Annotated in this window: 20 protein-coding genes and 2 pseudogenes; 14 read left to right on the top strand and 8 right to left on the bottom strand. The window is 44.5% G+C overall.

Features of this window, described 5'->3' with window-relative positions; translation table 11 throughout:
* The coding region (locus tag MICAI_RS22310) for a sulfurtransferase (RefSeq protein WP_039900730.1) at nucleotides 1-505 on the top strand (505 nt) is incomplete at its 5' end.
* A 174-nt stretch (nucleotides 506-679) separates the two neighbouring features.
* On the opposite strand, the gene cpcA is transcribed toward MICAI_RS22310, so the two are convergent.
* Both cpcA and MICAI_RS22300 read right to left on the bottom strand, forming a co-directional pair.
* Complete coding sequence (gene cpcA, locus MICAI_RS22305; RefSeq protein WP_002803130.1) at nucleotides 680-1,171, bottom strand: phycocyanin subunit alpha; 492 nt, start codon at nucleotides 1,169-1,171, stop codon at nucleotides 680-682.
* A 55-nt stretch (nucleotides 1,172-1,226) separates the two neighbouring features.
* The gene (locus MICAI_RS22300; protein WP_002733930.1) at nucleotides 1,227-1,745 is read right to left on the bottom strand and encodes a phycocyanin subunit beta; all 519 of its coding nucleotides are present in this window, start codon (nucleotides 1,743-1,745) and stop codon (nucleotides 1,227-1,229) included.
* Nucleotides 1,746-2,415: 670 nt separating this feature from the next.
* Here MICAI_RS22300 and cysK point away from each other — a divergent pair.
* The 8 genes and pseudogenes from cysK to MICAI_RS22260 all read left to right on the top strand — a co-directional run bounded on the left by cysK (nucleotide 2,416) and on the right by MICAI_RS22260 (nucleotide 8,650).
* Nucleotides 2,416-3,363 carry a cysteine synthase A gene (gene cysK, locus MICAI_RS22295; protein ID WP_008207376.1) on the top strand — a complete coding sequence of 316 codons (948 nt, stop codon included), beginning with the start codon at nucleotides 2,416-2,418 and terminating at the stop codon, nucleotides 3,361-3,363.
* Nucleotides 3,364-3,378: 15 nt separating this feature from the next.
* Nucleotides 3,379-4,518 carry a cystathionine gamma-synthase gene (locus MICAI_RS22290; protein ID WP_008207375.1) on the top strand — a complete coding sequence of 380 codons (1,140 nt, stop codon included), beginning with the start codon at nucleotides 3,379-3,381 and terminating at the stop codon, nucleotides 4,516-4,518.
* Nucleotides 4,519-4,551: 33 nt separating this feature from the next.
* Nucleotides 4,552-5,088, top strand: coding sequence for an MgtC/SapB family protein (locus MICAI_RS22285; protein WP_008207374.1), 537 nt, complete (start codon nucleotides 4,552-4,554; stop codon nucleotides 5,086-5,088).
* Between the two features lie 217 nt (nucleotides 5,089-5,305).
* Nucleotides 5,306-5,980 (top strand): hypothetical protein, encoded by a 675-nt coding sequence (locus MICAI_RS22280; protein WP_008207373.1) that lies wholly within the window; start codon nucleotides 5,306-5,308, stop codon nucleotides 5,978-5,980.
* Between the two features lie 143 nt (nucleotides 5,981-6,123).
* Nucleotides 6,124-6,699 carry a Crp/Fnr family transcriptional regulator gene (locus tag MICAI_RS22275; RefSeq protein WP_008207372.1) on the top strand — a complete coding sequence of 192 codons (576 nt, stop codon included), beginning with the start codon at nucleotides 6,124-6,126 and terminating at the stop codon, nucleotides 6,697-6,699.
* Between the two features lie 30 nt (nucleotides 6,700-6,729).
* Nucleotides 6,730-7,368 (top strand): cadmium resistance transporter, encoded by a 639-nt coding sequence (locus MICAI_RS22270; protein ID WP_008207371.1) that lies wholly within the window; start codon nucleotides 6,730-6,732, stop codon nucleotides 7,366-7,368.
* A gap of 6 nt (nucleotides 7,369-7,374) precedes the next feature.
* Nucleotides 7,375-8,180, top strand: a pseudogene (locus tag MICAI_RS22265) (prohibitin family protein).
* 71 nt (nucleotides 8,181-8,251) lie between these two features.
* Nucleotides 8,252-8,650 carry a YidH family protein gene (locus MICAI_RS22260; protein WP_008207369.1) on the top strand — a complete coding sequence of 133 codons (399 nt, stop codon included), beginning with the start codon at nucleotides 8,252-8,254 and terminating at the stop codon, nucleotides 8,648-8,650.
* A 71-nt stretch (nucleotides 8,651-8,721) separates the two neighbouring features.
* Here the strand turns inward: MICAI_RS22260 and MICAI_RS24735 are convergent, their stop codons facing one another.
* Nucleotides 8,722-8,967, bottom strand: coding sequence for a hypothetical protein (locus tag MICAI_RS24735; protein WP_212567835.1), 246 nt, complete (start codon nucleotides 8,965-8,967; stop codon nucleotides 8,722-8,724).
* Nucleotides 8,968-9,105: 138 nt separating this feature from the next.
* Nucleotides 9,106-9,801, bottom strand: coding sequence for a TerC family protein (locus MICAI_RS22255; RefSeq protein ID WP_008207365.1), 696 nt, complete (start codon nucleotides 9,799-9,801; stop codon nucleotides 9,106-9,108).
* A 374-nt stretch (nucleotides 9,802-10,175) separates the two neighbouring features.
* Here MICAI_RS22255 and MICAI_RS22250 point away from each other — a divergent pair, with 374 nt between their 5' ends.
* From MICAI_RS22250 to MICAI_RS22240, 3 genes are read left to right on the top strand one after another with little or no spacing between them, the layout of a single operon-like run.
* A complete protein-coding gene (locus MICAI_RS22250; protein ID WP_008207363.1) occupies nucleotides 10,176-10,715 on the top strand; it encodes a pentapeptide repeat-containing protein in 540 nt (179 codons plus the stop codon).
* Nucleotides 10,716-10,770: 55 nt separating this feature from the next.
* Complete coding sequence (locus MICAI_RS22245) at nucleotides 10,771-11,100, top strand: hypothetical protein (protein ID WP_002762669.1); 330 nt, start codon at nucleotides 10,771-10,773, stop codon at nucleotides 11,098-11,100.
* Nucleotides 11,097-11,540 (top strand): type II toxin-antitoxin system VapC family toxin, encoded by a 444-nt coding sequence (locus MICAI_RS22240; protein WP_002795967.1) that lies wholly within the window; start codon nucleotides 11,097-11,099, stop codon nucleotides 11,538-11,540. The genes MICAI_RS22245 and MICAI_RS22240 overlap by 4 nt, the downstream gene beginning before the upstream one ends.
* Before the next feature lie 15 nt (nucleotides 11,541-11,555).
* Here MICAI_RS22240 and MICAI_RS22235 read toward each other — a convergent pair whose 3' ends face one another.
* Nucleotides 11,556-12,560: a sulfate/molybdate ABC transporter ATP-binding protein gene (locus MICAI_RS22235; protein ID WP_008207360.1), complete on the bottom strand. Its 1,005-nt coding sequence runs from the start codon at nucleotides 12,558-12,560 to the stop codon at nucleotides 11,556-11,558.
* 284 nt (nucleotides 12,561-12,844) lie between these two features.
* On the opposite strand from MICAI_RS22235, the gene MICAI_RS22230 reads away from it, so the two are divergent.
* Entirely contained in the window at nucleotides 12,845-13,642 is a 798-nt protein-coding gene (locus tag MICAI_RS22230) for a sulfite exporter TauE/SafE family protein (RefSeq protein WP_008207358.1), read from the top strand.
* Nucleotides 13,643-13,652: 10 nt separating this feature from the next.
* Here MICAI_RS22230 and MICAI_RS22225 read toward each other — a convergent pair whose 3' ends face one another.
* The 3 genes and pseudogenes from MICAI_RS22225 to MICAI_RS22220 all read right to left on the bottom strand — a co-directional run bounded on the left by MICAI_RS22225 (nucleotide 13,653) and on the right by MICAI_RS22220 (nucleotide 15,109).
* A complete protein-coding gene (locus MICAI_RS22225) occupies nucleotides 13,653-14,087 on the bottom strand; it encodes a YidH family protein (protein WP_002762666.1) in 435 nt (144 codons plus the stop codon).
* Nucleotides 14,088-14,243: 156 nt separating this feature from the next.
* A pseudogene (locus MICAI_RS28055) lies at nucleotides 14,244-14,435 on the bottom strand (hypothetical protein).
* Nucleotides 14,426-15,109: a cadmium resistance transporter gene (locus MICAI_RS22220; protein WP_008207355.1), complete on the bottom strand. Its 684-nt coding sequence runs from the start codon at nucleotides 15,107-15,109 to the stop codon at nucleotides 14,426-14,428. Before MICAI_RS22220 ends, MICAI_RS28055 begins: the two are co-directional and overlap by 10 nt.
* Nucleotides 15,110-15,255: 146 nt before the next feature.
* On the opposite strand from MICAI_RS22220, the gene MICAI_RS22215 reads away from it, so the two are divergent.
* Nucleotides 15,256-16,176 (top strand): LysR substrate-binding domain-containing protein, encoded by a 921-nt coding sequence (locus tag MICAI_RS22215; RefSeq protein ID WP_008207354.1) that lies wholly within the window; start codon nucleotides 15,256-15,258, stop codon nucleotides 16,174-16,176.
* Nucleotides 16,177-16,618 lie beyond the last annotated feature (442 nt).

Raw genomic sequence — 16,618 nt, 5'->3', positions numbered from 1 at the left:
TTATAAGGGTTCCGAACAAAAGGTAACTAAAGAATTCCCTAAATATCAACCCGGGAGCTTTACTGTCCGTGATAATCCCTCGATTCGGGTAAATTTAGCAGAAGTAGAGAAATTGCTCGGCAAACCCGATGTGGTTTTTATCGATCCTAGACCCGAAGAACTTTTTCAGGGGAAACAGGATATCTGGCTGAGAAATGGTCATATTCCGGGGGCGAAAAATATACCCTGGCCGACCTTTACGGAAGCGAATAATCCGGATGAATCCCTGAAAAATCCTCATAAATTGAAATCTTTAGACGAAATCAGGAAGATTCTTGCCCAACGCAACATCAAGCCCTCGGATAATATTATCGTCAGTTGCAGTACCGGACGGGAAGCGACTTTACAGTATATTGTCCTCAAACATCTGCTCGGTTATCCCAAGGTGCGAATTTATGAGGGTTCTTGGACAGAGTACAGTACCACGGATCTGCCCGTCGCTACCGGGCCAGAAAAAGCAGTCTAAAGTCAAGTTTGTCGGTTTATACTCGTTGTGTTTAACCATCTTGCCCAAGATGGTTTTTTTGTTAGGGTAGGTTCCCGAGGACGACCAAGTTAGACGGACGCAAAAAAACCTCGGCGCTCATCCCGAGGTGAATTTAGGAGATTTGAGCTTATGTTGACGTGAAGTTGACGGGAATTAGCTAAGGGCGTTGATCACATAATCAATGTAGGAATTAGCTTCTACAGCAGCATCCCCACTTAATCCGTGATTGGTTTTGATGTATTTTAAGGCTTCGATATACCAGCTAGGAGATAGTTCAAAGGCACTATTAATTTCACTCAAACCGGCGACTAGATATTCATCGATCGGGCCTGTACCCCCCACCACGAGGGCATAGGTGATAATTCGGATATAGTAGCCGATATCGCGAACGCACTTGGATTTCCCCCGCTCATCGTAGGCATAGTTCGGCCCCTGGAGTTGGGTGGTGTAGGGAAATTTTTGATAGACAGCGTTGGCTGCTTCTTGGGCTAAACTGGGGGCCTTTTGGGCGAGGATTTTTACCCCTTCTAGGGTGATGGCGGCCTGACGGAAACGACCGAACGCCACTTGTAATTCAGCACTGCTGAGAAAACGGCCTTGGGAATCGGCAGTAGCCACCGCTTCGGTTAAAGGTGTCTTGGTCATTGATGGAATTGCTCCTACAAAAGTTTAATCGGATTGAGAGAAGAAAGTCACAGCATCAGGAAACTGCCGCCGCCGCTCGATCGAAGTAGGAAGCGACTTCTGCTAGTAAAGAACTGCAATCCCCGCGAGTGATCCCGTTGGGATCGGCCGCTAGGGCAAGGGAAGCGTCCTTGAGCTTGAGAATTCCGGCCGCAACAGAAGCCCCCGGAACTCCTAGGGCGACGTAGGTTTCCCGGAGACCGTTCAAGGCGCGATCATCGAGGATGCTGGCATCGCCGGTGAAGGTGGCATAGGTAACGTAGCGCAGGATAATTTCCAAATCCCGCAGGCAGGCGGCGGCACGACGGTTTGTATAGGCGTTGCCACCGGGAGCAACTAAAACGGGCTGTTCTGAAAACAAACTACGCGCGGCATCGGTAACGATCGCAGAAGAATTACTGGAAAGACGATTGACTACATCCACGCGTTTATTACCATCTTTGACGAAGGCAATTAGGGCATTGACTTGATTCTCGCTCAGGTATTCCCCCCGGGTATCGGCCTGAGAAACGACTTTGGCAAAGGCATCTAACACCATAGTTTTCATCTCCTATAATGATGATTGGTTTCGGCAAAATATCGAGGTTGATTTCTCTGGCTTTTCTTTATTTTTTCCGATAAAGTATCTAGGAGTTTTTTTCTTGGGACTATACTATCGTCCTTGAAAAAAGTTTTACTCTCCCTTGGCCAGATTTTTTTGTATATCGAGGAACAATTCTTGTTAATTGAATTTAGCCTTGATCCCCTTTTACAGTAATATTTCGTTTTTGCCATGAATTATTTTATAAACTATATTTACACCTTTGTTTATTAAAAATTATTTCCTAAAAAAGCAGCAAAAAAATAATTTTTTAGGATAAATCTCAGAAAACTTTCTTAAATGTGTAACCCTATACTAAGAAAAAGTATCGCTCTTTTCATATCTCTAATAATTCCTTTAAGTTATTTAAAGAGATGTGCTTTTATATACTAATAATAGTTAACTAAATTAAGAGAAATTTCCCAAGATGATTTTATCGATTGTGCTTCGATATACAAAAAAAGTGGCAAGGCAAAAAAATCGACAGGGATAATCCCCGCCGACGTTGTGATCAGAGGTGCCAACACCAGCATTTTGCAGTGTACTCCGACTTAAAAAGTATTGTAAAACATCTTAAATACATATATAATCAAAAATAGCCAACAAGTATAAAGCAAGTGGGATTATGCCGATCGCAAGAGACATCACCCAATTGGTAGGACGGACTCCCCTAGTCCAACTGAATCGAATCCCAGTGGCAGAGGGAGTAAAAGCCCGCATCGTCGTCAAACTGGAAAGTATGAACCCCGCCGCCTCGGTTAAGGATCGCATCGGGGTCAGTATGGTGGAGGACGCTGAAGCCGCCGGACTAATTCACCCCGATAAAACAATTCTGGTGGAACCCACTTCCGGCAATACCGGCATCGCCCTGGCCATGGTAGCCGCTGCCAAAGGCTATCGCTTAATCCTGACTATGCCCGAAACCATGAGTTTAGAACGAAGGGCGATGTTAAAAGCCTACGGGGCGCAATTAGAATTAACCCCGGGTAGCCAAGGCATGAAAGGAGCGATCGCCCGGGCCGAGGAAATAGTCGAAAACATCCCCAACGCCTATAGTTTGCAACAGTTCCGCAACCCGGCTAACCCGAAAATTCACCGAGAAACCACTGCCGAGGAAATCTGGGCCGATACCGACGGCCTGGTAGATATCGTTATCGGTGGCGTGGGAACCGGGGGAACCATTACCGGTATTGCCGAAACCATCAAACCCCGTCGTCCCCAATTTCAAGCGATCGCAGTTGAACCCTCTAATAGTCCCGTGTTATCGGGGGGGCCACCCGGGCCGCACAAAATCCAAGGCATCGGGGCCGGTTTTATCCCGGCAATTTTCCGACCGGAATTAATCGATGAGGTGATTATCGTCGATGATACAGAGGCTTTCGCCTACGCGCGACGGTTAGCTCGTCAGGAGGGACTACTATCGGGCATCTCGGCCGGGGCCGCTTTATGGGCGGCGATTCAGGTGGGCAAAAGACCCGAAAACGAAGATAAATTAATCGTCATGATTCAGCCTAGTTTCGGGGAACGTTACCTCAGCACGGCCCTGTTTAAAGACCTCGAAGATATCGACTAATAGGACAATAAATTAATGGAATTTGAAACGAGGGCGATTCATGGGGGGCAAGAACCAGACTCTAGCCATGGGGCGGTAACGGTTCCCATTGATCTCACTTCCACCTATCAACAGGAAAAAATCGGTCAACCCGGAAGCGATGAATATTTCAGGACCGGCAACCCGACGCGCCGGGCCCTAGAAACGGCTTTGGCTGCCTTGGAGGAGGGCCAATATGGATTAGCTTTCGCTTCGGGATTAGCGGCCATTACCACGGTTTTAAGTCTCTTAAAAAACGGCGACCATCTAATTGCTGGAGACGATCTCGACGGTGGAACCTATCGTCTTTTGGAGAAAGTGGTCACTAATTGGGGTGTAAGCACAACCTATGCCGATATTAACGATCTGGCCGCTTTTGAGGCGGCGATGCAACCGAATACTAAATTAATCTGGATTGAAACCCCCACCAATCCTCTCTTAAAAATTGTCGATATTCAAGCTTTAGCAGCGATTAGCAGGAAACATAACCTAATTTTGGTGGTGGATAACACTTTTGCTTCTCCCTACTTCCAAAGACCCCTAACATTAGGGGCCGATATCGTTGTCCATAGTACGACTAAATACCTGAGTGGTCATAGCGATATTATCGGTGGGGCGGTGATTACTTCTGATCCTCTTCTCTACGAGCCTCTTAAATTCTACCAAAATGCGATCGGTGCGGTTCCTAGTCCCTTCGATAGTTGGTTAGTTCTGCGAGGATTAAAAACCCTGGCGGTGAGGATGCGGGAACACGAGAAAAATGCCCTATTTATCGCCTATTTTCTGGCTAATCATCCCAAGATCGATCGAGTTTATTATCCCGGTTTACCCAGTCATCCCCAGCATAGTCTCGCCCGTCAACAAATGTCGGGATTCGGCGGCATGATTAGCATCGGGTTAAAGGGGGGATTAACGGCAGCGACGGCTTTTGCCTCGCGATTGCAATTATTTTTACTGGCAGAAAGTTTGGGTGGTGTGGAGTCTTTGGTCTGTTATCCCCCTTTGATGACTCACGCCTCAATGCCGGAAAAAGAACGCTTAAAACGAGGTATAACACCAGCTTTACTACGATTATCGATCGGGATCGAGAATAGGAACGATTTAAAGCGGGATCTGGAAAAGGCTTTGATTGGTTAGGCGAAGTTTTTATCTCATTTGTTAGGTTAAGCAATGTTTTTTAACTCGGAAGATTGGCAAACGATTATTTTTCGGCTGAGTATGGCTATGGCCGTCGGCTGTCTGATTGGTTATAACCGACAGCGAGGCGGTCGTCCCGCCGGATTGAGAACTTTTATCATCGTTAGTCTCGGGGCTGCCATGTTTGTCATGATTCCCCTACAAGCGGAAGGAGATGTGGGTTATGCGTCTTCTAATGCTCTCAGTCGCACTATTCAGGGGGTCGCTTCTGGTGTCGGTTTTTTAGGGGCGGGAATCATCCTACAACAATCCCATCGGGAACTAAATAAGATACAAGTAAAAGGCTTGACTTCGGCGGCGACTATCTGGTTAGCAGCAGGATTAGGGGCCGCTTCTGGCTGCGGTTTATGGCAGATGGTTCTCGTGGGAACTTTTTTTACTCTCTGCACTTTAAGTGGCATTAAACGACTGAAGAAAAAACAACCTTTAGCCAAATATATTAAAGGTCGTAAGAAAATATCTCGGATCAATCAAGAAATAGATTCATCGGATAATTCAGCACATCATTAATAAAAAAAGCGATAAAAAATTAATTTATATTGAGAGAATAAAAGCTTTTTTTACTGGTTTTTAGTTCAAAAAACTTATGCTTTTTCCTGCAATTTATCTGCCAAAAATATGATAAATTATTTATGAAATTTCTTGTAAATAAACAACAAATAAATATTTTGTGTGATAGCATTTAGATGAAGTAACCACTTTTCTGAATAGGGGAGAAAATCCAAATATGATCAACCGAAATAAGAGCTTTAAAAGCCTCAAAAATCAAATTTTCCAGCTGCTAATTTTCCTCTTAACTGTCACTTTGCTCCTAGGGGGAAGGGCAAATGCGATCGCCTTGCCGCTACTCCCCGAACAGTTGGCCGTCATCGACCGTGCAACGGCAACCGGCGGCACTGTGGTGGAACCAGTTAAGAAAAAAAATGAGGTTTCTAGGCCAAAAATTCTCGAAGATGCCCAAATTGCCTATGAAAAAGCCATCCAAGCGACAAAATCGGCTATCGATGACCTAAATGCTCAACTAGCTGCTCCTTCTCTCGACAAGAATATTATCGAAGCTCAACAGGACAACCTAGAGGACTTAGCAGATAATATTGACGATCTAGGGGAAAAAGTGAGCAAATTAGGGAAAAAATTGGTCAATTCTGGGGCTAAACTCAGTGAAACCCTGCAAAACAACCTTATTACCCTAGAAAATAGCCTTGTTAATACCTCCGAGACGATCGATATCTTAGCCGACGACACCGAACGACTCAAAGACAATGCTTCCCCTTTCCTGAAAACTCGCGTGGAAAAAACCATCGACGCGGTTAAACAGACTCTACAGGAAAGCGATCGAGCTTGGCAAGAACTGATCTCCTCGGCCACCACGGAACTGGAGAAGACTAACACCCCGAAATAAATAGGGCTTGCAAGGGCATAAAATCAGTCTTTTTTGGGGTAATTATCGTTTTTACCCCAAAATTATCAAATCCGATCCCTAATAGCTGTATCCCGTCTCCTGTCTCGACTAGGAAATTAATTTTGCACGACTACTTACCAATCATGACGCTTACCTATCAACCACCAACCCCCCATCGCTGGCACTTTGATAATCGGGCAATTTTGCCGCTCAGAAATCCTAATTTCTGGAAAATCGAGAGTGGAGTCGTGAAAACCTCCACTTGGTTAGAAGATGGAACCCTCATCGTCTTGGGATTGTGGGGACCTGGCAGTTTTGTTGGCAAAACCCTAGAGAGAGTCAATCCCTATCAAGTTGAGTGCATTAGTCCTGTGCAAGCAGTTTCCTTTTCCGCAGTTGAGAGTTATCAAATGGCAGAAATTCTGCTGTCTCATCTTCAGCAAGCACAAGAACTAAGTATTATTCGTAGCTACAAACGTACTGATGTTATGGTCCTGAAATTACTGTCATGGTTAGGCAATCAATTTGGTAAACAAACCGGTAACGGACAATTAATTGATGTGCGTTTAACTCATCAGGATATCGCTGACTTATTAGGAACCACTAGAGTCACAATTACCCGCGCACTTAATCATCTTGAACAACAGGGGGCCGTGGAACGTCTTCCCGTCCATCGTCTTCTTTTACGAGAGGAGGAAATCTGGCACTATGAGATTTAGAATGGGAAGGATTATCTCTTTTTTTAATCTATGAATTGGTTAGTAACCCTTTTAATTACTAGCGTGACGAGTTTTGTGGCCACAAATCTTGATGATCTGATGGTGCTAATGTTGTTTTTCTCGCGACTTAATGCTAATTTTCGACCTCGACACCTGATTATTGGTCAATACCTCGGTTTTACCCTGATTCTTCTAGCTAGTTCCCTCGGTTTACTATTTGGGTTACTGGTTTCTAAAGAATGGATTGGTCTATTAGGATTTATTCCTTTGATTATCGGCATTAAACAACTTTTGTCAAGGGAAAATGAAGATTACATTCAAGAAGTAAGAGAAGATGTTAATTATTCTAAAAATCGCTCCTTTTTTCCTCGTTTTCCCTCCCAAACCTATTACGTTGCCGCCGTGACCGTGGCTAACGGCGGCGATAATATTGGTATCTACACCTCTCTTTTTGCCAATAATTCCCCGATGCACGTCTTAATTATCATGATAGTTTTTTATCTCATGATGGGGATTTGGTGCGCCCTAGCCTATTTTTTGATTACCCATCCCAGGATAGCTAAAGTGGTTACAAACTACGGACATAAAATTAGTCCTTTTATCTATATTATTCTAGGAATTTATATCTTAATTGACAGCAAATCCTATCGTTTATTTTTAATTTATTAAACAATAATGCCTAAAAATCGTCTTTTTGCTAGGCCAAGTAATCTCTTTTTTTGTTATTAATTTTGGCGATTATTTTTAATCCTTTCGTGATTGTTAATGCTGGAGAAAGAGGGGTTTTAATGGTTTTTGGACAGGTGCAAGATCACATACTTAATGAGGGCATTCACGGGATTATTCCCGTTGTTAACACGGTAAAAAAACTAAGTGTGAGAATTCAAAAACAACAGATAGCGGCCGAAGCTTCCTCCAAAGACCTACAGGAAGTATTCACAGATGTAGCCCTGAATTGGCATATTTTAGCATCAGAAGTTAATACTATTTTTCAACAAATTGGCGATGAAGCGGCTGTCATTGAACGAGTAATCGATCCAGCAGTGGAGGAAATTCTCAAGGCAGTTATGGCTAAATATACCGCCGAAGAATTAATTACTAAACGGGAGGAGGTGAAAGGAGAAGTGGATATTCGTTTAACCGAAAGACTGAAAAATTATCATATCGGTGTCGATGATATTTCTTTGGTTCATGTCAACTTTTCCGATCGCTTTACCGATGCGGTGGAAGCCAAACAAATTGCCGAACAGGAAGCCAAAAAAGCCGGTTTTATGGTACTGAAAGCCTTGAAAGAATCGGAAGTAAAAATCAATCTGGCTCAAGGAGAGGCGGCAGCTCATCGCATTCTCCAAGATTCCTTAAGTCCAGAAGTTTTACAGAACAAAGCGATCGAAAGATGGGACGGTAAACTTCCGCTATTTATGGATGATAATCTGCTTAAGTCCCTTGAATTGGTTAAAGATAAGCGAAAAACTAGATGATAAAAACAATTTATTAAAACCATAAGAAAGAATACTTGATTTTATTGAACTTCCCTGCGAGGAACTCCTCTATGCTGTTTAAATCCCGAAAGACAAAGCAGAAATTTAACCCCGATTACTGGCGAGATCATTCGGCCAACGAACGTACCTATCTGTCTTGGATGCGTGCCTCGATCGCTTTGATGGGTTTTGGTCTGGTCATTTTGCGTTTACGGACGGCATCTTCTACTGTACTAGGATTGGGGTGGTTGTTGGGTTTTGTCTTCGCTATGGTGGGATTATTAATCGTTGTCATCGCCACGCGCCGGTATTTTCTCATCCGGCGAGCGATCGATAGTAATAGCTACGAACCCGCTCAAGTCTGGATTATTTGCTTTAGTATAGCGATCGCCTGTCTAGGATCGGGAATTCTCTATTTTGTCGCCACCAGTCCCGATAGCGGTGGAGTGGAAAGTATCGGTTTCGATTAAAACCCCATCCTCGCACGGAGCGGGATGGGGAAAAAATTGCTCGATACAGGTGGTAAAATCCAGATAACTACTTAAAATTGCCCATTTTCCGACCTTTCCCAGGAAGGGGCGAAAGGTGGACAAATCAAAGGACAGGCACGCCAATGACTGTGAACAGGGACTCCCAAGCGTTGACAATAGCCATTTCCTCTCCCCTGAAACTTATAAAACCGACAGTAACGACAGGTAGAGGAACAAGTGGCAACTTTGGGGAGAGGATTTCCCTTGGTTTCGATCGCTGTTAGTTTTGGGGATAGGGTGGAAATGGTGTCTAGCAAGGAAGTCTCCAAGGCTAACGGGGTTCACTAGCGACTCTTACCGTACCTAGTCCCAAATTATGTCACAGTCGCCCATCCTCCCGGAGTATAACGATTGACACGCTCCTAAAAAATTGAGAAAATCCCTTGCTGCTAGACTTATTCCACCACAACACGCCTAGAAAAGCCCCAACTTAAGGAGACCGCCACCATCATCAATACCATCCACTCTGGCGGCAAATAGGTTGGTTGACAAGCTTTTAATAACAATCTTCCCCCTACCGCTAAAACCGTCAGGTAGGCCGCATCTTGTAGGTAAACAAACTCAGCCAACCACCTGACAAATAAACCGGTCAAAAATCGTAGGGCTAACATTCCCAAAATACCACCAGTCAGGAGAATCCAGAATCGATCGGCTAGGGCGATCGCTGTGGTGACACTATCGAGGGAAAAAGCCAGATCCGTAAAAGCAATCAGAACAATAACACGGCCAAAAGATTCTATGGCGAGATTAGTGGCAAAATTTTGGTCTTCTATTTCTATATTTAAAAATTTCTGGCAAAAATGCTTACCCGCTAACCAGAGCAGATAAATAGCACCCAGTACCTCCACCTGCCAGAATTTAACTGTCCAACTGGCACTCACTAACAGGGCAACTCTTAACACAAATGCCCCAGCTAATCCCCAGTTTAAGGCCTGGCGTTGTTGTCTGGGGTCGGGAAGTTCTCGCACCAAAGCGGCCAGGGCGACGGCATTATCGGCCGATAGAATGGTTTCTAAGACTGCCAGGGTGAGAATAGTGCCGCAAGTGGTTAGAGAGAGATTTTCAGCTATATCGAGAATTTGAGGGGACATATAATTATATTTTTACTCCTATGACGTTGTAGATGCGTCTTGGTATTTGCTGCTAGGATTCTTGACTATTTTTTTGTCGGTATCAATCCAAGGTCAAGTTCTTGAGCTTGCGATCGAGGGTGAGATTGCTGACCACACTCTCCTTGATCAGGATTTTGGCCAGACACTATCATCTTAGGTAGGGGACAACCATAAAAGCAAATATTCTTAATTGTCGTTTTAATAAATAAAAGTGATGGAACGGCGAGGGGGCTTCCCAGCTTTCCATAAAGGGAATTTATGGATTTGAAAACAAAGAATATTTGTTTTTATTAAAGCCATTGCCTAGAGTGAAAACAGAGACTGAAAAAGATCACTCAAGGAGATCAAAAACGATGAAACCGAAGCTACTGACAGCCTTCTGTCTATTGCTAATCACAGTTTTTTCTTGCTTCCACCCTGCCATCGCTAGGGCCGTTACCCCCACTGGCGGCGCACCGGCAAAAATTACTCTGGTCGAGCCAGCTGCCGCCGATAATCTGCAAAAACTACAGGAAACTAACGCCTGTGTCGGTTGTGACTTTAACGGAATTAGCCTCAAAGATTTAAACTTGTCCTCGGCCAATCTAGAAGGAGCAAACCTCAGTCAAGCGGATCTAGAAAGAACCAACCTACAGGGTGCTAATCTCAGAGGGACTGACCTCCGGGGAGCCGACCTCGGCAAAACTCTCCTAGCGGGAGCCGATTTAAGCAAGGCCAATCTCTTAGGTGCAGATTTAGAAAAAGCCAACCTGCAAGGGGCAAACTTAACCAACGCCAATCTGCAAAAAGCTGACTTAGAGAAGGCCAATCTCACTAATGCTCGGTTAGACGGTGCTAACCTGCAAGATGCCGACGGTGAAGGCGCGATCGGTGTCGATCCCAATCTATTCTAAAAAAAGTTTTTATGGCAGAATCAAGTTTTAGCGGTTTTCAAGGAGAGCAATATCTATGGAAATTACTCCTTTTTCTCAGCGATCGCTAGATGGGGAGGGAGCGGAAATGCTGCTAGACTTTAAAAAAGCCCATCAGCAAGATTTAAAGGCAATTGCCGAGATTTTGGCAAGAATTAGCCACCAATCACCAGAAAAGGTAGAAATTCTCTTGGAGACAATGCTAAAACAACTGATAGAGCCAAAAACACCTTTTTACGAGACGGCAACACCGACGGAACGAGCGCAAGCTTTTCGGGATTGGGCAAGTAGTCACGATCGAGGCAGCGCACTTTTATCCGACTATGCCGTAAGTCGCGATAGTATCTATGACGATGAGTGCCTGTGACTTTTTTAGTTGATACTAATGTCTTATTGCGAAGTGCGGAACCTGATCACACCATGTATGGCGATGCTGTGGGTGCGACAAGTCTATTATTGGGACAAGGAGAAAAACTCTATATCGCACCACAGAATTTAATCGAGTTTTGGAACGTTTACACCCGTCCAATTAATAGAAATGGTTTAGGACGCACAGTGGCCGCAGCCAAGGCTGAAATCGATCGCCTAAAGTCACTTTTTCCCATTATTGACGATCTGCCCGCTATTTATCCCGAATGGGAACGCTTAGTCTTCACTTATTCAGTCAAGGGTGTGCAGGTACATGATGCGAAGCTAGTAGCAGCCATGTGCGTTCATGACCTTACACATATTCTGACCTTTAATGTTGACGATTTTAGCCGTTACCCGGAAATAATCGCCGTTCATCCTGCGACCGTCAGGTGCTAACAATAAGGGTGACTTTTAAGCAAAAACGCGAGCATCCCGAGGACGAACATAAACTTGCTCCCCGACTTTGAGGTGCAGTTGATCCAGTTGTTCTCGATTCAGATGGGCAATCAGGAGAGAGCGATCGGGTAGAATTAATTCCACATCGATGGCCCAACCCAGGTGGATAATGCGCTCAACTTTTGCCGCAATGCTAGACCCATTGGGAGAAGAGAGAATTTCTAGGTCGTGGGGACGAATAAAAATCTTGACTCCGTTAGTACTCCCCCCAAGCTGCTCGAATAGTGCAGCCGAGGTCGGTGGTACAACATTCACCCGGCCGATAAAACTCATCACAAAAGCAGAGGCAGGATGATCGTACACCTGATCGGGAGTTCCCACCTGTTCGATTTTACCCTCATTGAAAATTACGATCTCGTCGGCCACTTCCATGGCTTCCTCTTGGTCGTGGGTGACAAAAACACTGGTGACATGGACCTCCTCGTGTAACTGTCGCAACCAAACCCGCAGCTCTTTTCTAACTTTGGCATCCAAGGCCCCAAAAGGCTCATCTAATAATAATACTTCCGGTTCTACCGCTAAAGCCCGGGCCAGGGCAACCCGTTGACGTTGACCCCCGGATAGTTGGGCCGGATAGCGATCGCCTAATCCCTGCAATTGAATTAAACTCAAGAGACTGTCCACTCGTTTTTGAATGTAGTCGGGGGCAGCTTTGCGAATCTTTAAACCGAAAGCGATATTCTGACGCACCGTCAGGTGTTTAAAAAGCGCATAATGCTGAAAAACAAAGCCAATATTCCTTTTTCTGACATTTAAATGGGTTGTGTCTTTGCCGTTGATGATAATTTTGCCTGTGTCGGGGGGTTCTAATCCTGCGATCGCTCTCAGGAGAGTGGTTTTTCCCGAACCGGACGGCCCGAGCAGTGCCACCAGACGATTCGATTTGATCTCTAGGTTGATGTTGTCTAAAGCAGTAAAGGCGCCGAATTGTTTCGATACTTGCTCGATGATGATACTCACGGTAGCTAATCCTCTGGCAAAAAATGTATAGGGTTTGACCGTATTTTAACTATGATTTAATCTCAATCGTATTAAAATACAATTACATTTTACAGGATAGCAAAAAAATTAAGTTTCGATTCGGGAGATTACTGGTTATAAACCGAGACTAAAAAGATTAAACAGCGATAAAAGCTTACTATTACTCTTTTTTAGTCTTTTAGTCGGTTCTAAAGCCTTAATTAACTAATTTTGTCCCTTAACCACCAGAAACGCACCGGAGAAAAGAGACGACTGAGGCAAAAATGGACTATTCTTTATTGACAATATTTAGCTTTTTTATCGGAATTATCGTGGGATTAACGGGAATTGGCGGTTCATCCTTGATTACCCCCCTATTGATCTTTGTATTTCAGGTTCCCGCTACCACCGCAGTGGGTTCCGATGTGGTGGCGGCCGGGTTGATGAAAGTGGTCGGCACCGTTCGTCACTGGCAACAGCAAACGATCGACTTAGAGGTAGTAAAATGGCTAGTAATTGGCAGTGTCCCCGGTTCTCTGTTAGGATTAGTCGGTTTTCGCTATTTTCAGCAGAATAGCTCCCTCAATCTCGATCAATGGTTGCCTCCTATCATCGGCCTTGTCTTGATGATCGTGACTGTCCTAGCGGCCCTGGAACTACTAATCTCCTTATTTTTTCCCGATTTGTCTCCTTGGTCCTGGCCAAAATTAGATTTAACCACTCGCTCTGGTCAGATAAAAACAACCGTATTAGGGGCAGTTTTAGGCTATTTGGTCGGTTTAACCAGTATTTCTAGTGGTTCCTTGTTTGCATTGGTCTTGATGACCTTTTTTCACCTTGATTCTCGCAAATTAGTCGGTACAGATCTATCGCAAGCGTCCATCCTCTTAACCTGTACTTCCATCGGTCATCTGGGATTAGGAACAGTCGATTGGAATCTGGTACTTCCCATCTGGTTGGGTGGAATACCGGGGGTAGTAGTGGGAGCAAGATTATCGGAATATTTACCCAAAAATGCCCTAAAAATACTGCTTTATACGGTTCTGGTCACGGTCAGTTGGCGCTTACTCCAACCCACCTAATCCCCAGAGTTCACTCGAAAGTCATCATACTACCCATCAACAGATCGGGACTGGTGGCGACAAAATAGATAATTCCCGCACCGAGAATAACGATCGCTAAACTAAATAGTAGCACCCATCGATCGGCTGGTTCGTAGGTATCTTCATCTATATCTCGTCTGACTGTAAAATAATGGGCTGTGGTCAAAAATACGGTCAATAAACCCACTAAAGCAAACATTAAGCCCAATTTCCAGCCATAACCGGGCCGGGGAACCAGAGGAGGATGAAAGGCCCGTAAGCGCAGAATAACCATACCAAAACCCATTAATGCGATCGCCGTTCGCATCCAAGACAGATAGGTGCGTTCATTGGCCAGATGATCGCGGACTCGATTGGGATTTACTTTTTTCGGTTTAATGCTGGTCTTGCTTTCCGTCACTGGCGATTTGAGAAAAAATAACATGATCGAGATGACTAGGGGTCAGTTTCAAGGGGAGCGCTTGAGAAGATGATGTTATTCTATGGCACTTGAGTTATAGATGGTATGGAAAAAATCTAAAATCTATTTTTAGATGTATTTGTATTGAATCAAAAATTAAATACGGTTTGCTCAATAAATCTAAAAACCTTGTTGGGTAAGACTTTTAGACTTTTTGTCAACCAAAAAGTACCAGATTGGGGAGTGATCGGGGGGAAAATGCAGGTACTTTTTCCCTGAAAATTAGGTAATTGACCCCCTCAAAATCGCTAAAACCCTACACCCTACACCCTGCCCCCAGGAAAAACTTTTTGCCGCAAACCCTAAATAGATTCTGCTTGCTGCTGGAAAAGCGTCCATCCATAGCTTAAGGATAGGGCCAAGAAAGCCAGGGGAAGACTTTCCTTGATTATAAATACACCCAAACCGATCAACACACAGGGGACAAGGTGGCTGCCGTGACTGGTAATTAAATTAGCGATCGCTGGTAATTGAGTTAACCTATGAGCAGTAAAACACCAAACACCCACCAAGATCAGAAAAACGCTGACGATAGTAACTAAATTTGGCCAGGTATTACTAGCAAACAGCGGCAGATAAATGCCGATATTATCGCTGCCATTGGCGATGGTAATTGCCGCCACAGCGCCGGTTTGAGGGGAAAACCAGGCCAGCAAAGGAGAAGACGGTGCCGATCCTACAGCCACCTCCAGATGATTATCCGTCTCGGTTTCTTCTCGCTGCCAGAGACTCCGAATCCCGAAAATCACGGGTAACAGACCGAGAAAACGAATCCACTGAGCCGGAATCAAGAAACTCCCGAAAAAGCCAGTTAAACTCGCCAAAATTAGCAGGATAAAGCCTAAATACTGACCGATAACGATATGACGACGGCGAAAAAGTTTATTGACCTGGGCGAAAAGAATCGTCAAAATCAGGATGTCATCGAGATTAGTGGCAATAAAGGCCGCTATTGCTGTGGATATGGCAGTAATCATGGTAGTCATAGGATTTTTTTCTGAATCGGCTCTTCTGGTCTCGATCGCCCTACTTCCACTCTAGAAAGAGCTATTAATAAAATCAAATATTCTTTCTTGTTGATTTAATAAATTAAAATGATGGAAAGACCAATAGAGACGGAAAACCCCTTGCCATGGCCAGAATGACCCTAGATCAACTAGAAATCTTTCTAGCGACTGCCGAACATCTCCACTTCACCAAAGCAGCAGAAGCTTTATATATCACCCAACCGGCCGTCAGTGCCGCCATTGCCTCCCTAGAAAATGAATACGGGGTGAAGTTATTCCATCGCGTCGGTCGTCACATCGAGATCACGGAAACAGGACGTTTATTGCAATTAGAAGCGCAACGCATTCTCACCCAGGTAACTTTGACAGAAAGGGGATTGGCGGAATTTAACGACTTGCAACGGGGAGAACTACAATTAGGATCGAGTTTGACTATTGGTAACTATTGGCTGCCGGCAAAAATTAGCGATTTTCAGGAGCGCTATCCGGCAATTAAGATCAATTGCACCCTAGCTAATACGGAAGAAATCTGTCTGGGTACGGCTAACGGAGGTTTTGACCTGGCATTAATCGAGGGAGAAGTCAAGAGTGATTTAACACATTGTTTAGAACAGGAGATCGTCGGCAGCGATCGCCTATTAATTATTGTCGGACGTTCTCATCCCTGGTATAAAAGAGAGGCGATCGAATTACCGGAATTAGTGGAAACCCCTTGGGTAATGCGAGAATCGGGATCGGGAACCCAACAAAGATTCGAGGAAGCGTTACAGAATTGGGGCATCGATTTACGGACATTAAAGGTGACTTTGCTGTTAAATACGGGAGAAATGGTCAAGGCAATCATCGAGAATAGTTCGGCAGCGGCCGGCATTTCCGAACTGATGGTTCAAAAGGAATTAGAATTAGGCACATTGCGATCGATTCGAGTCATCGATACTTCTGGTTTATCCCCTCGCTATCTCGAATTTATGCGCCCTTTTTTAAAAATAAAACACCGTCAGCGCTTTCAACCCCGCGTCTGTCAAGTTTTCGAGCAGATGTTGTAATCTGATAGCAATCACCGAAAATTAACCCGCTGGATGACATTTTGGGCGCACTGCGTGCGCCCCTATGGCGCAGTAATATTGTTTATTGTAGAGGCGAAGCGCTTTCAACCCTGCGTCTGTCAAGTTTTCGAGCATATCTTGTAATCTGATAGCATTTTTCTTTATTTGTGGCAAGCATTCTACTCCCCTCTCCCGTTCTGGGATAGGGTTTGGGGGTGAAAGAAATTAACCATCTCTGCCATTACTTTAGAAAAATGGGATAAGTCTGGGTACTGGCACTGCGGGACGATACTACAGCGATTTCCTTACCCTATTTAGAAATCTTTGTCAAGTAAAATTTATCCCGAATTAGATGAGCTTACCCTGCTTAGATAACACCTGTGAATAAGGGAGTCGGAGAAGAATTTTTTTTGCCCAATGTTGAAACACTTTCAACTGATGG

This window comes from Microcystis sp. T1-4, assembly GCF_000297435.1.
GTDB lineage: Bacteria > Cyanobacteriota > Cyanobacteriia > Cyanobacteriales > Microcystaceae > Microcystis.
This window is presented reverse-complemented; position numbering and strand designations above follow the sequence as displayed.

Excerpts from the sequence above, each read along its gene's own strand:
- cpcA (WP_002803130.1), bottom strand. The coding sequence starts at position 1,171 with ATGACCAAGACACCTTTAACCGAAGCGGTGGCTACTGCCGATTCCCAA.
- cysK (WP_008207376.1), top strand. The coding sequence starts at position 2,416 with ATGCCGATCGCAAGAGACATCACCCAATTGGTAGGACGGACTCCCCTA.
- MICAI_RS22290 (WP_008207375.1), top strand. The coding sequence starts at position 3,379 with ATGGAATTTGAAACGAGGGCGATTCATGGGGGGCAAGAACCAGACTCT.
- MICAI_RS22285 (WP_008207374.1), top strand. The coding sequence starts at position 4,552 with ATGTTTTTTAACTCGGAAGATTGGCAAACGATTATTTTTCGGCTGAGT.
- MICAI_RS22280 (WP_008207373.1), top strand. The coding sequence starts at position 5,306 with ATGATCAACCGAAATAAGAGCTTTAAAAGCCTCAAAAATCAAATTTTC.
- MICAI_RS22275 (WP_008207372.1), top strand. The coding sequence starts at position 6,124 with ATGACGCTTACCTATCAACCACCAACCCCCCATCGCTGGCACTTTGAT.
- MICAI_RS22270 (WP_008207371.1), top strand. The coding sequence starts at position 6,730 with ATGAATTGGTTAGTAACCCTTTTAATTACTAGCGTGACGAGTTTTGTG.
- MICAI_RS22260 (WP_008207369.1), top strand. The coding sequence starts at position 8,252 with ATGCTGTTTAAATCCCGAAAGACAAAGCAGAAATTTAACCCCGATTAC.
- MICAI_RS22255 (WP_008207365.1), bottom strand. The coding sequence starts at position 9,801 with ATGTCCCCTCAAATTCTCGATATAGCTGAAAATCTCTCTCTAACCACT.
- MICAI_RS22250 (WP_008207363.1), top strand. The coding sequence starts at position 10,176 with ATGAAACCGAAGCTACTGACAGCCTTCTGTCTATTGCTAATCACAGTT.
- MICAI_RS22245 (WP_002762669.1), top strand. The coding sequence starts at position 10,771 with ATGGAAATTACTCCTTTTTCTCAGCGATCGCTAGATGGGGAGGGAGCG.
- MICAI_RS22230 (WP_008207358.1), top strand. The coding sequence starts at position 12,845 with ATGGACTATTCTTTATTGACAATATTTAGCTTTTTTATCGGAATTATC.
- MICAI_RS22225 (WP_002762666.1), bottom strand. The coding sequence starts at position 14,087 with ATGTTATTTTTTCTCAAATCGCCAGTGACGGAAAGCAAGACCAGCATT.
- MICAI_RS22220 (WP_008207355.1), bottom strand. The coding sequence starts at position 15,109 with ATGACTACCATGATTACTGCCATATCCACAGCAATAGCGGCCTTTATT.
- MICAI_RS22215 (WP_008207354.1), top strand. The coding sequence starts at position 15,256 with ATGGCCAGAATGACCCTAGATCAACTAGAAATCTTTCTAGCGACTGCC.